This window comes from Cedecea davisae (assembly GCF_044095835.1).
Classification (GTDB): Bacteria; Pseudomonadota; Gammaproteobacteria; order Enterobacterales; family Enterobacteriaceae; genus Cedecea; species Cedecea davisae.
The window spans coordinates 244098-256509 of record NZ_CP172054.1 but is presented as its reverse complement, the minus strand read 5'-3'; the positions used below and the strand labels follow the sequence as shown (position 1 = coordinate 256509).

Here is a 12412-nt window from a genome sequence, read left to right as displayed (position 1 = left end):
CTCCAATTACGCTACGTAGCAGATAATTTCGCCACCAAGACCAGCCTGGCGCGCTGCACGATCAGTCATAACACCTTTAGAGGTAGAAACGACAGCAATACCCATACCGGCCATAACTTTAGGCAGCTCATCTTTTTTCTTATAGATGCGCAGGCCTGGGCGGCTGACTCGCTGAATGCTCTCTACCACAGCCTTGCCCTGGAAATACTTAAGAGTCAGTTCCAGTTCAGGCTTGATGTCGCCTTCAATTTTAAATTCTTCAATATAACCTTCTTCCTTCAGCACGTTGGCGATTGCCACTTTCAGCTTGGAGGAAGGCATGGTGACCGCAACTTTGTTCGCGGCCTGACCGTTACGGATACGGGTCAGCATATCCGCGATCGGATCTTGCATGCTCATCTGTCTCTACTCCCGTGATTCAATTGGTGACAATTACCAGCTAGCCTTTTTCAAGCCAGGCACTTCACCGCGCATGGCGGCTTCACGCAGCTTGATACGGCTCAACCCGAACTTGCCCACATAACCATGTGGACGACCAGTCTGGCGGCAGCGTTTACGCTGACGGGACGGGCTGGAATCACGCGGCAGAGTTTGCAGCTTGAGAACAGCGCTCCAACGGTCTTCGTCGGACGCGTTCACATCAGAAATGATAGCTTTCAATTCTGCGCGTTTAGCGAAGAATTTATCAGCCAAAGCAACGCGCTTTACTTCGCGTGCTTTCATTGATTGCTTAGCCATGAAGTAACCCTACCTTACTTGCGGAACGGGAAGTTAAAGGCAGCCAGCAGAGCACGGCCTTCATCATCAGATTTCGCAGTAGTGGTAATGGTAATATCCAAACCACGGACGCGATCGACTTTGTCGTAATCGATTTCTGGGAAGATGATCTGCTCACGGACACCCATGCTGTAGTTACCACGACCGTCGAAAGACTTAGCGGACAAGCCACGGAAGTCACGGATACGCGGTACAGCAATAGTGATCAGACGCTCAAGGAACTCCCACATGCGTTCGCCACGCAGAGTTACTTTACAGCCGATCGGATAGCCCTGACGGATTTTGAAGCCTGCAACAGATTTGCGTGCTTTGGTGATCAACGGCTTTTGACCGGAGATTGCTGTCAGGTCTGCTGCTGCATTATCCAGCAGTTTCTTGTCAGCGATCGCTTCACCAACACCCATGTTCAGGGTGATCTTCTCGACCCGAGGGACTTGCATGACAGAATTGTAGCTAAACTCAGTCATGAGTTTGTTAACTACTTCGTCTTTGTAGTAATCATGCAGTTTCGCCATCGTACTACTCCAAATTACTTGATAGTTTCGCTGTTAGACTTGAAGAAACGGACTTTTTTGCCGTCTTCGAATCTAAAGCCTACACGGTCAGCCTTGCCGGTTGCCGCGTTGAAGAGCGCAACGTTAGAAACTTGAATTGCAGCTTCTTTTTCAACGATGCCACCTGGTTGGTTCAGGGCCGGAACCGGCTTCTGATGTTTCTTAACCAGGTTGATACCTTCAACAATGATCTTGCCGGAAGACAGAACATTTTTTACTTTACCGCGTTTACCTTTGTCTTTACCGGTTAACACGATAACTTCGTCATCACGACGGATTTTCGCTGCCATGATTCGCTCCTTAGAGTACTTCTGGTGCCAGAGAGATAATTTTCATGAACTTCTCATTACGCAGTTCACGAGTTACCGGCCCAAAAATACGCGTGCCGATTGGCTGCTCGCTGTTATTGTTTAAAATAACGCATGCATTACCATCGAAGCGAATGACAGAACCGTCCGGGCGACGAACACCCTTCCTGGTGCGCACCACTACCGCTTTCAGCACATCGCCTTTCTTCACCTTACCGCGAGGAATTGCTTCCTTGATGGTAATCTTGATGATGTCGCCGACGCCTGCGTAGCGACGGTGCGAGCCACCCAGAACCTTGATACACATTACGCGACGTGCGCCGGAGTTGTCGGCCACGGTCAGCATAGTCTGTTCTTGGATCATTTCAGTGCTCCGCTAATGTCAACTACTACTTCGGGACCTGAAATTCAGGTCGTTAAAAAGCCCCATAAACGAGGGCGCGGCATTATAACACCGGTTCCTGTGAATGGGTAGAAAAAATAAACGGCTCATCGCTGAGCCGTTTATCTGTTTGAGAAGGCTTACTGTATTACAGAACCGCTTTCTCTACAACGCGAACCAGCGTCCAGGACTTAGTCTTGGACAGCGGACGGCATTCGCGGATTTCAACCACGTCACCGGTACCGCATTCGTTGTTCTCGTCATGTACGTGCAGTTTGGTCGTACGCTTGATGAATTTCCCGTAAATTGGGTGCTTCACAAAACGTTCGATGGCAACAACAATGGATTTCTCCATTTTGTCGCTGACAACGCGACCTTGCAGAGTACGGATTTTATCGGTCATTACGCACCCGCCTTCTGAGTCAGTAAAGTCTTAACACGAGCAACATCACGACGAACCTGCTTCAGCAGGTGAGTCTGTTGCAGCTGGCCACTTGCAGCCTGCATACGCAGGTTGAACTGCTCGCGCAGCAGGTTCAGCAGCTCGGTGTTCAGCTCTTCGACGCTCTTTTCACGCAGCTCTTTTGCTTTCATTACATCACCGTCTTAGTTACAAAGGTGGTTTTGATCGGCAGTTTCGCTGCTGCCAGCTTGAAGGCTTCACGGGCCAGCTCTTCAGGAACGCCGTCCATTTCATACAGGACTTTGCCCGGCTGGATTAAGGCAACCCAATACTCCACGTTACCTTTACCTTTACCCATACGCACTTCAAGCGGCTTTTCGGTGATCGGTTTGTCCGGGAATACACGGATCCAGATCTTACCCTGACGCTTAACTGCACGGGTCATTGCACGACGTGCTGCTTCGATCTGACGTGCAGTCAGACGACCACGGCCAACAGCTTTCAGACCGAAAGTGCCGAAGCTAACATCCGTACCCTGCGCCAGACCACGGTTGCGGCCTTTGTGCACTTTACGGAATTTTGTACGCTTTGGTTGTAACATCAGCGACTCTCCTTACTTACGGCCTTTACGCTGCTGCTTTTTAGGTTGAGCAGCCGGTTCCGGTTGTTCAACAGCAGCCATCCCACCCAGGATCTCACCTTTGAAGATCCACACTTTAACGCCGATTACACCATAAGTGGTGTGCGCTTCAGAGGTGTTGTAGTCAATGTCAGCACGCAGAGTGTGCAACGGCACGCGACCTTCACGGTACCATTCGGTACGTGCGATCTCGGCGCCGCCCAGACGGCCGCTAACTTCAACTTTAATACCTTTAGCGCCCAGACGCATGGCGTTCTGTACAGCACGCTTCATAGCACGACGGAACATAACACGACGTTCCAGCTGTGAAGTGATGCTGTCAGCAACCAGTTTTGCGTCCAGTTCAGGCTTACGTACTTCGGCGATATTGATCTGTGCAGGAACGCCAGCGATATCCGCTACGACCTTGCGCAGTTTTTCAACGTCTTCGCCTTTCTTACCGATAACGATGCCAGGGCGAGCGGTGTGAATAGTCACACGGATGCTCTTAGCTGGACGCTCGATAACGATACGAGATACAGACGCTTTAGCCAGTTCCTTAGTCAGGTACTGACGTACTTTAAAATCGCTGTCCAGGTTGTCAGCGAATTCTTTGGTGTTCGCAAACCAAGTAGAGTTCCATGGTTTTACAATACCCAGGCGAATACCATTAGGATGTACTTTCTGACCCATTGCTAGTCTCCAGAGTCTCAGCGATCGGACACAACCACAGTAATGTGGCTGGTGCGCTTCAGGATGCGATCTGCACGACCTTTTGCACGAGGCATAATGCGCTTCATGCTAGGGCCTTCGTCTACGAAGATTTTCGCGACTTTCAGATCGTCAATGTCAGCGCCATCGTTGTGTTCAGCGTTAGCAATGGCAGATTCCAGTACTTTCTTAACCAATACAGCCGCTTTCTTGTTGGTGTAGGTCAGAATATCCAGAGCCTGCGACACTTTCTTACCGCGAATCAGGTCAGCAACAAGGCGAACCTTCTGAGCAGAAGAACGAGCATGGCGATGTTGAGCTAAAGTTTCCATCTCTTCCTCCTACCTTATTTCTTCTTCGCTTTTTTATCAGCAGCGTGGCCGCGATAAGTACGAGTCGGTGCGAATTCACCCAGCTTGTGGCCGACCATTTCGTCGGAAACAAAGACTGGAACGTGCTGACGACCATTATGGACAGCGATGGTCAAACCGATCATGTTAGGAAAGATCGTTGAACGACGGGACCAAGTGCGCAGGGGCTTCTTGTCACCGCTTTCCACCGCTTTCTCTACCTTCTTCAGCAAGTGCAGGTCAATAAAAGGACCTTTCTTGAGAGAACGTGGCATGGCTTATCCTCTAAAATTATTTGCTACGGCGACGTACGATAAATTTATCAGTACGCTTGTTGCTGCGGGTCTTCTTACCTTTGGTCTGAACGCCCCACGGAGAAACCGGGTGCTTACCAAAGTTACGACCTTCACCACCACCATGTGGGTGGTCTACTGGGTTCATCGCAGTACCGCGAACGGTAGGACGAACACCACGCCAGCGAGCAGCACCCGCTTTACCCAGAACGCGCAGCATATGCTCAGCGTTGCCAACTTCGCCCAGGGTCGCGCGGCAGTCAGCTTCGACTTTACGCATTTCACCAGAACGCAGACGCAGGGTAACGTAAGCACCATCACGCGCAACGATCTGCACGTAGGTACCAGCGGAACGTGCCAGCTGACCGCCTTTACCAGGTTTCATTTCTACGTTATGAACAGTAGAACCAACCGGGATGTTGCGCATCGGCAGGGTGTTACCAGCTTTGATTGCAGCATCAACGCCAGACTGAATCTGGTCGCCAGCTTTCAGGCCTTTAGGGGCCAGGATGTAACGGCGTTCGCCATCTTTGTACAGAACCAGCGCGATATTCGCGGAACGGTTCGGATCGTACTCAAGACGCTCAACAACTGCCGGGATACCATCTTTGTTGCGTTTAAAGTCAACAATACGGTAAGCCTGCTTGTGACCACCACCGATATGACGGGTAGTGATACGACCATTGTTGTTACGGCCACCGGATTTGCTGTTTTTTTCCAGCAACGGAGCAAAAGGCTTGCCCTTATGCAGCTCAGGGTTAACCACTTTAACTACGTGGCGACGACCCGGAGATGTCGGTTTACATTTAACAACTGCCATTGTCTTTCTCCTCCGACTTACTCAGCGCCGCCGACGAAGTCCAGGTTCTGGCCTTCCTTCAGGGTGACGTAAGCTTTTTTCCAGTCGCTACGACGACCAACACGCTGTCCGTGACGTTTAGTTTTCCCTTTAACAACCAGGGTGTTCACGTCTTTAACTTCAACTTCGAACAGCTTCTGTACAGCAGCAACGATCTCTGCTTTGGTCGCGTCTTTCGCAACTTTGAGTACGATGGTATTGGTTTTTTCCATCGCGGTAGATGCTTTTTCAGATACGTGCGGTGCACGCACTACTTTCAGCAGACGTTCTTCACGGATCATGCCAGCATCTCCTCAACTTGCTTAACTGCTTCCGCAGTCATAACGACTTTGTCGAAGGCGATCAGGCTAACTGGGTCGATTGCTGCTACATCGCGCACGTCAACCTTGTGCAGGTTGCGAGCTGCCAGGAACAGATTCTCATCCAGTTCACCGGTCACGATCAGCACATCTTCCAGAGCCATATCTTTCAGTTTCTGAGCCAGCAGCTTGGTTTTCGGTGCTTCAACAGAGAACTGCTCAACAACGATCAGACGATCCTGACGTACCAGTTCGGACAGGATGCTTTTCAGCGCGCCGCGGTACATCTTTTTGTTAACTTTTTGACTGTGGTCCTGCGGGCGTGCAGCGAAGGTTACGCCACCGGAACGCCAGATCGGGCTCTTGATAGAACCTGAACGCGCACGGCCGGTACCTTTCTGGCGCCACGGCTTTTTGCCGGAACCAGTTACTTCAGCACGGGTCTTCTGAGCACGAGTACCCTGACGAGCACCAGCTGCATAAGCAACAACAACCTGGTGTACCAGCGCTTCGTTGAAGTCACGACCGAAGGTAGTTTCGGAAACAGTCAGCGCGCTTTGCGCGTCTTTCAATACTAATTCCATTGCTATCCCCTTACGCCTTCACAGCTGGTTTAACGATCAGGTCGCTACCGGTTGCACCCGGAACAGCACCTTTCACCAGCAGCAGGTTGCGCTCAGCGTCAACACGTACTACGTCCAGGCTCTGAACGGTCACACGTTCGTTACCCAGCTGGCCTGCCATTTTCTTGCCTTTGAACACTTTGCCCGGAGTCTGGTTCTGACCGATAGAACCCGGAACGCGGTGAGACAAGGAGTTACCGTGAGTAGCGTCCTGGGTACGGAAGTTCCAGCGCTTAACGGTACCTGCGAAACCTTTACCTTTAGAGGTACCGGTTACGTCAACTTTTTTAACTTCAGCAAACAGCTCAACGCTAATGTCCTGACCTACGGTGAACTCTTCGCCTTCAGCAAGGCGGAATTCCCACAGACCACGGCCAGCTTCAACGCCAGCTTTAGCGAAGTGACCAGCTTCCGGCTTGGTTACGCGGTTAGCTTTTTTAGCACCGGTGGTAACCTGAACTGCACGGTAGCCGTCGTTAGCCAGGTCTTTAACCTGAGTAACACGGTTTGCTTCAACTTCAATTACGGTTACTGGGATAGAAACGCCATCTTCAGTGAAGATACGGGTCATACCCACTTTTTTACCGACTAAACCAATCATTGTTTCAACCTCTCAATCGTCAATGACCTGATTAACCCAGGCTGATCTGCACGTCTACACCGGCAGCCAGATCCAGACGCATCAGAGCATCAACGGTTTTCTCAGTTGGCTCAACGATGTCAACCAGACGCTTGTGAGTGCGGATCTCGTACTGATCGCGCGCGTCTTTGTTGACGTGCGGGGAGATCAGAACGGTAAAGCGCTCTTTGCGGGTCGGCAGCGGGATCGGACCACGGACTTGCGCACCAGTGCGCTTAGCAGTCTCGACGATTTCCGCAGTTGATTGATCGATCAGACGATGATCAAACGCTTTAAGGCGGATACGGATTCTTTGGTTCTGCATGAGACCAGAGCTCCAATTATTTTATAGACGAAAAAAATTACTACTCGCACCCATTACGATTGATGGGGGAGTGTAATCGTTCATACATAGTCCCCCAATTGGGGACATTGTTTGATAGCAACTGAATCTCTTCAACTGACTACTATCGGGGTTCATATCGAACCAGCTGTCTATAAAGACAGCCCGCGCATTATACGGGTTTCCAACGCGCTTGCAAGCTGCCCGGGTCGAAATTTCGCCGATTCCCTGAATTTAGTTTTTCAGCGGGGCACAGATGGCGTATTCCGGCCTCTTTGCGAGAGGCTGCGCAGCATTCATCTCCGATATCTATTATTTCTTGGCCAGGAGAACCTGACGGGCCAGGATGCTGCAACCTATTGGCCAGCGAGTTGAAAACATGACAAACAGCGGCGACACACTCTTCTGGCTATTGATGGCCGGCACGCTACTCTATTTTGCTTTGGCTCTGGCGCTTAGCCTCATCGACATTCGAAGCCAGCTGCTGCCCGACAGACTCACCCTTCCCCTGCTCTGGCTGGGATTACTTTTCCATTGCCTGATGGATCCTCGCACCGTGGATGATGCCGTTTATGGCGCGGCCGCAGGTTATCTTTCTCTGTGGGTCGTGTTTCAGCTATTCCGCTGGAAAACCGGGCAGGAGGGGCTGGGCTATGGCGACTTCAAGTTACTGGCGGCAATCGGGGCGTGGAACAGCTGGCAAAGCCTTCCGGTAGTGATTACGGCGGCATCGCTGTTGGGCCTGGCTTCAGTGGGCTTCATTTATATCGCTAAACAACGGCTGCTAAAAACTATACCGTTTGGACCGTGCCTGGCGGCTGCGGGTTGGGGGGAGTTCGTCTGGCAGGCGTTCTGGTGAGGTGCTGTATGCAGACAGAGGGTGAGCCCCTCTGTCCGGGCTGTCCTGGGCTATTCGTCGCGTATCTGCGCCTGCAGATAGTTCTGGATACCCAGCTTCTGAATCAAATCCAGTTCCGTCTCAAGCCAGTCAATATGGCCTTCTTCATCGGCCAGGATTTCAATCATCAAATCACGACTGACGTAATCATGAACCTTATCGGCGTAAGCTATTGCCTCACGCAAATCCTTCACGCCATCCAGCTCAAGCTTCAGGTCGGAGCGCAACATTTCTTCGACATCTTCACCGATGCCCAACTTGCCAAGATCCTGTAGATTCGGTAGCCCTTCAAGAAACAGAATACGCTCGATGTATTTATCTGCGTGCTTCATTTCATCAATGGACTCATGATACTCGACGTCGTTAAGACGTTTTAAACCCCAGTTTTTGAACATGCGGGCATGCAGAAAATACTGGTTAATTGCGACAAGCTCGTTTCCCAATAATTTATTGAGATAATTTATTATCTTAACATCACCTTTCATTTTGACTTCCTCCGCTTCCACTACATGAAGCGTAGATGTCGCACAGAGTAAGTCAAAAAAATGGGCGTATTTTAAGCGATCTCTTTAAATTCCGGGATCTGCATCAGTTCATCCTGCATGATTTCTCGCGCCTGACGAACACACTTTCCACACTGGTTTCCAACCGGGATAAATTTTTTAAGCTGCTGAAAAGACTGAGGATGGTGCTGCCGCACCGCCTGACGAATTGTCTTATCGCTTACACCGTTACACAAGCAAACGTACATAATCACTCCCGCTCAAAAATTGCGCAAAGTGTAAATGAGAATGATTGGCTTTACAAGGGTTGCCGCATGGCAGAATGCTAAGAAAAGTGGCTAAATGCAAATTGAGGGACGAACGGAGTTCAGGGGGATATTTAGAGCATAAAAAAGGGCATCCGAAGATGCCCTTTTCTTGCACATTGTGTCAAAGATTATCCGCGATTAAGCGATAACTTTAGCAACAACGCCCGCGCCAACAGTACGGCCGCCTTCACGGATTGCGAAACGCAGACCGTCATCCATCGCGATTGGGTGGATCAGGGTAACAACCATTTTGATGTTGTCGCCAGGCATTACCATCTCAACGCCTTCTGGCAGTTCGATGGTACCGGTCACGTCAGTTGTACGGAAGTAGAACTGTGGACGGTAGCCTTTGAAGAACGGAGTATGACGGCCGCCTTCGTCTTTGGACAGGATGTACACTTCAGATTCGAACTTGGTGTGTGGCTTGATAGAGCCTGGCTTAGCCAGTACCTGACCACGTTCGATTTCTTCACGTTTGATACCACGCAGCAGAACACCAACGTTCTCACCAGCACGGCCTTCGTCCAGCAGTTTGCGGAACATTTCAACGCCGGTACAGGTAGATTTCGCAGTATCTTTGATACCAACGATTTCAACTTCTTCACCAACTTTGATGATACCGCGCTCTACACGACCGGTAACAACGGTACCACGGCCGGAGATGGAGAATACGTCTTCGATTGGCAGCAGGAACGGCTTATCGATAGCACGCTCTGGCTCAGGGATGTAAGAATCCAGGTAGCCAGCCAGCTCAACGATTTTAGCTTCCCACTCTGCTTCGCCTTCCAGCGCTTTCAGAGCAGAACCACGAACGATTGGAGTATCGTCGCCCGGGAAGTCGTACTGGGACAGAAGTTCACGAACTTCCATTTCTACCAGTTCCAGCAGCTCTTCGTCATCAACCATGTCGCATTTGTTCAGGAACACGATGATGTACGGAACGCCAACCTGACGACCCAGCAGGATGTGCTCACGGGTCTGTGGCATTGGGCCATCAGTCGCAGCAACAACCAGGATAGCGCCGTCCATCTGAGCAGCACCGGTGATCATGTTTTTAACGTAGTCGGCGTGCCCTGGGCAGTCAACGTGCGCGTAGTGGCGAGTCGGGGTGTCATATTCAACGTGGGAAGTGTTGATGGTGATACCACGAGCTTTTTCTTCTGGTGCGTTATCGATCTGGTCGAATGCACGAGCAGAACCACCGTAGGTTTTAGCCAGAACGGTAGTGATTGCAGCAGTCAGAGTGGTTTTACCGTGGTCAACGTGGCCGATAGTACCAACGTTGACGTGCGGTTTTTTACGTTCAAATTTTTCTTTAGACACGGCTATATTCCTTACTATTGTGCTCGCCCCTCGTGGAGAGAGCACGGGATCATTGTGTTAAAAGCGTTGGCTTATTTGCCACGAGCTTCGATTACGGCCTGAGCAACGTTGTTAGGTGCGTCATCATACTTCAGGAATTCCATGGAGTAAGATGCACGACCTTTGGTCAGAGAACGCAGCTGAGTTGCGTACCCGAACATTTCAGACAACGGAACTTCAGCATGAATCTGTACGCCAGTAGCGTTAGATTCCTGGCCTTTCAGCTGACCACGACGACGGCTAAGGTCACCGATAACGTCACCAGTGTTCTCTTCCGGAGTCTCAACTTCAACCTTCATGATAGGCTCAAGCAGAACTGGTTTAGCTTTCTTAAAGCCATCTTTAAAGGCAATAGAAGCGGCCAGTTTAAACGCCAGCTCGGAGGAGTCAACGTCGTGGTAAGAACCGAAGTGCAGACGCACGCCGAGATCGACTACCGGGTAGCCCGCCAGAGGACCAGATTTCAGCTGCTCCTGGATGCCTTTATCAACAGCAGGGATGTATTCGCCAGGAATCACACCACCTTTGATGTCGTTGATGAACTCGTAACCTTTAGGGTTAGAGCCCGGCTCCAGTGGGTACATGTCGATAACAACATGACCGTACTGACCACGACCACCAGACTGCTTGGCGTGTTTACCTTCGATATCGGTAACTTTCGCGCGAATCGCTTCACGGTAAGCAACCTGTGGTTTACCGACGTTCGCTTCAACGTTGAACTCACGCTTCATACGGTCAACGATGATGTCGAGGTGCAGCTCACCCATACCCGCGATGATGGTCTGGTTAGATTCTTCATCAGTCCATACGCGGAATGATGGGTCTTCTTTAGCCAGACGGCCCAGAGCCAGACCCATTTTTTCCTGGTCAGCTTTGGTTTTCGGCTCAACGGCGATGGAGATTACCGGTTCAGGGAATTCCATACGCTCCAGAATGATCACGTTGTCCGGATCACAGATGGTATCACCTGTAGTCACGTCTTTCAGGCCGATTGCCGCAGCAATGTCGCCCGCGCGAACTTCTTTGATCTCTTCACGTTTGTTAGCGTGCATCTGAACGATACGACCGAAACGCTCACGAGCCGATTTAACCGGGTTGTATACGGTATCACCGGAGTTAACCACGCCAGAGTACACGCGGAAGAACGTCAGGTTACCTACGAACGGGTCGGTAGCGATTTTGAATGCCAGAGCAGCAAATGGCTCTTCGTCGCTAGCGTGACGCTCAGATGGAGTGTCTTTACCGTCGTCCAACATACCGTTGATAGCAGGTACGTCAGTTGGTGCTGGCAGGTAATCAATTACCGCATCCAGCATCGCCTGAACACCTTTGTTCTTAAATGCAGAACCACAGGTAACCAGGATGATTTCGTTGTTCAGAACGCGCTGACGCAGAGCAGTCTTGATTTCTTCCTCGGTCAGCTCTTCGCCGCCCAGGTATTTTTCCATCAGCTCTTCAGAAGCTTCTGCAGCGGACTCGATCAGGTTCTGGTGCCATTCGTCAGCCAGGTCCTGCATGTCAGCCGGGATATCTTCGTATTCGAAGGTAACGCCCTGATCTGCATCGTTCCAGTTGATGGCTTTCATTTTCACCAGGTCGATAACGCCGGTGAAACCTTCTTCAGCACCAATTGCCAGCTGAAGCGGAACAGGGTTCGCGCCCAGGCGGGATTTGATCTGGCCTACAACTTTCAGGAAGTTTGCACCCATACGGTCCATTTTGTTAACGAACGCGATGCGTGGAACTTTGTATTTGTTAGCCTGACGCCATACGGTTTCAGACTGTGGCTGAACACCACCAACTGCGCAGTAAACCATTACTGCACCGTCAAGAACACGCATGGAACGTTCAACTTCGATGGTGAAGTCAACGTGCCCTGGGGTGTCGATGATGTTTACGCGGTGCGGTTCATACTGCTTAGCCATACCAGACCAGAATGCAGTAGTTGCAGCGGAGGTAATGGTAATACCACGCTCCTGCTCCTGCTCCATCCAGTCCATGGTTGCAGCGCCGTCATGAACTTCACCGATTTTGTGGTTTACACCGGTGTAGAACAGAATACGTTCGGTAGTAGTGGTTTTACCGGCGTCGATGTGTGCACTGATACCGATGTTGCGGTAGCGTGCAATGGGTGTTGTACGAGCCATTTGATTCCTCTATATCCTGGGACGTTCAAGTTAAGTAACCCAAAGCGGGCAGCT

At 50.8% G+C, this 12412-nt stretch carries 21 protein-coding genes; 1 reads left to right on the top strand and 20 read right to left on the bottom strand.

Annotated elements, in window-relative coordinates; all coding sequences use genetic code 11:
- Positions 1-6: 6 nt before the first annotated feature.
- The 16 genes from rpsH to rpsJ all read right to left on the bottom strand — a co-directional run bounded on the left by rpsH (position 7) and on the right by rpsJ (position 7122).
- The gene (gene rpsH / locus ACG1VR_RS01630) at positions 7-399 is read right to left on the bottom strand and encodes a 30S ribosomal protein S8 (protein WP_008457173.1); all 393 of its coding nucleotides are present in this window, start codon (positions 397-399) and stop codon (positions 7-9) included.
- A gap of 33 nt (positions 400-432) precedes the next feature.
- Positions 433-738, bottom strand: a complete 306-nt coding sequence (rpsN, locus tag ACG1VR_RS01625; protein ID WP_016538462.1) for a 30S ribosomal protein S14 — start codon at positions 736-738, stop codon at positions 433-435.
- 14 nt (positions 739-752) lie between these two features.
- A complete protein-coding gene (gene rplE / locus ACG1VR_RS01620) occupies positions 753-1292 on the bottom strand; it encodes a 50S ribosomal protein L5 (RefSeq protein WP_016538463.1) in 540 nt (179 codons plus the stop codon).
- 14 nt (positions 1293-1306) lie between these two features.
- Entirely contained in the window at positions 1307-1621 is a 315-nt protein-coding gene (rplX, locus tag ACG1VR_RS01615) for a 50S ribosomal protein L24 (RefSeq protein ID WP_016538464.1), read from the bottom strand.
- A gap of 10 nt (positions 1622-1631) precedes the next feature.
- Positions 1632-2003: a 50S ribosomal protein L14 gene (gene rplN, locus ACG1VR_RS01610; RefSeq protein ID WP_002438705.1), complete on the bottom strand. Its 372-nt coding sequence runs from the start codon at positions 2001-2003 to the stop codon at positions 1632-1634.
- A gap of 166 nt (positions 2004-2169) precedes the next feature.
- On the bottom strand, positions 2170-2424 hold the full coding sequence (gene rpsQ / locus ACG1VR_RS01605; RefSeq protein ID WP_003031120.1) for a 30S ribosomal protein S17: 255 nt from the start codon (positions 2422-2424) through the stop codon (positions 2170-2172).
- Positions 2424-2615: a 50S ribosomal protein L29 gene (gene rpmC, locus ACG1VR_RS01600; protein WP_008457158.1), complete on the bottom strand. Its 192-nt coding sequence runs from the start codon at positions 2613-2615 to the stop codon at positions 2424-2426. Before rpmC ends, rpsQ begins: the two co-directional genes overlap by 1 nt.
- A complete protein-coding gene (gene rplP / locus ACG1VR_RS01595) occupies positions 2615-3025 on the bottom strand; it encodes a 50S ribosomal protein L16 (RefSeq protein ID WP_002438716.1) in 411 nt (136 codons plus the stop codon). The genes rpmC and rplP overlap by 1 nt, the downstream gene beginning before the upstream one ends.
- 12 nt (positions 3026-3037) lie before the next feature.
- Positions 3038-3736 (bottom strand): 30S ribosomal protein S3, encoded by a 699-nt coding sequence (gene rpsC, locus ACG1VR_RS01590; RefSeq protein WP_006817277.1) that lies wholly within the window; start codon positions 3734-3736, stop codon positions 3038-3040.
- Between the two features lie 17 nt (positions 3737-3753).
- On the bottom strand, positions 3754-4086 hold the full coding sequence (rplV, locus tag ACG1VR_RS01585; protein ID WP_002919773.1) for a 50S ribosomal protein L22: 333 nt from the start codon (positions 4084-4086) through the stop codon (positions 3754-3756).
- A 14-nt stretch (positions 4087-4100) separates the two neighbouring features.
- Positions 4101-4379 carry a 30S ribosomal protein S19 gene (rpsS, locus tag ACG1VR_RS01580; RefSeq protein ID WP_001138115.1) on the bottom strand — a complete coding sequence of 93 codons (279 nt, stop codon included), beginning with the start codon at positions 4377-4379 and terminating at the stop codon, positions 4101-4103.
- Between the two features lie 16 nt (positions 4380-4395).
- On the bottom strand, positions 4396-5217 hold the full coding sequence (gene rplB / locus ACG1VR_RS01575; RefSeq protein ID WP_008457150.1) for a 50S ribosomal protein L2: 822 nt from the start codon (positions 5215-5217) through the stop codon (positions 4396-4398).
- A gap of 17 nt (positions 5218-5234) precedes the next feature.
- The gene (rplW, locus tag ACG1VR_RS01570) at positions 5235-5537 is read right to left on the bottom strand and encodes a 50S ribosomal protein L23 (protein ID WP_016538465.1); all 303 of its coding nucleotides are present in this window, start codon (positions 5535-5537) and stop codon (positions 5235-5237) included.
- Positions 5534-6139 carry a 50S ribosomal protein L4 gene (gene rplD, locus ACG1VR_RS01565; RefSeq protein WP_008457145.1) on the bottom strand — a complete coding sequence of 202 codons (606 nt, stop codon included), beginning with the start codon at positions 6137-6139 and terminating at the stop codon, positions 5534-5536. The genes rplW and rplD overlap by 4 nt, the downstream gene beginning before the upstream one ends.
- A 10-nt stretch (positions 6140-6149) precedes the next feature.
- Positions 6150-6779, bottom strand: coding sequence for a 50S ribosomal protein L3 (gene rplC / locus ACG1VR_RS01560; protein ID WP_016538466.1), 630 nt, complete (start codon positions 6777-6779; stop codon positions 6150-6152).
- 31 nt (positions 6780-6810) lie between these two features.
- Positions 6811-7122: a 30S ribosomal protein S10 gene (gene rpsJ, locus ACG1VR_RS01555; protein ID WP_001181005.1), complete on the bottom strand. Its 312-nt coding sequence runs from the start codon at positions 7120-7122 to the stop codon at positions 6811-6813.
- Positions 7123-7486: 364 nt separating this feature from the next.
- Here rpsJ and ACG1VR_RS01550 point away from each other — a divergent pair, with 364 nt between their 5' ends.
- Positions 7487-7999 carry a prepilin peptidase gene (locus ACG1VR_RS01550; RefSeq protein ID WP_395490040.1) on the top strand — a complete coding sequence of 171 codons (513 nt, stop codon included), beginning with the start codon at positions 7487-7489 and terminating at the stop codon, positions 7997-7999.
- A gap of 50 nt (positions 8000-8049) precedes the next feature.
- Here ACG1VR_RS01550 and bfr read toward each other — a convergent pair whose 3' ends face one another.
- From bfr to fusA, 4 genes are all read right to left on the bottom strand, one after another.
- Positions 8050-8523 carry a bacterioferritin gene (gene bfr, locus ACG1VR_RS01545; RefSeq protein WP_395490038.1) on the bottom strand — a complete coding sequence of 158 codons (474 nt, stop codon included), beginning with the start codon at positions 8521-8523 and terminating at the stop codon, positions 8050-8052.
- Positions 8524-8594: 71 nt separating this feature from the next.
- Positions 8595-8789, bottom strand: a complete 195-nt coding sequence (gene bfd, locus ACG1VR_RS01540; protein WP_016538470.1) for a bacterioferritin-associated ferredoxin — start codon at positions 8787-8789, stop codon at positions 8595-8597.
- Between the two features lie 198 nt (positions 8790-8987).
- Entirely contained in the window at positions 8988-10172 is a 1185-nt protein-coding gene (gene tuf / locus ACG1VR_RS01535) for an elongation factor Tu (RefSeq protein ID WP_115586309.1), read from the bottom strand.
- A 71-nt stretch (positions 10173-10243) separates the two neighbouring features.
- The gene (gene fusA, locus ACG1VR_RS01530) at positions 10244-12358 is read right to left on the bottom strand and encodes an elongation factor G (protein ID WP_154189066.1); all 2115 of its coding nucleotides are present in this window, start codon (positions 12356-12358) and stop codon (positions 10244-10246) included.
- Positions 12359-12412 lie beyond the last annotated feature (54 nt).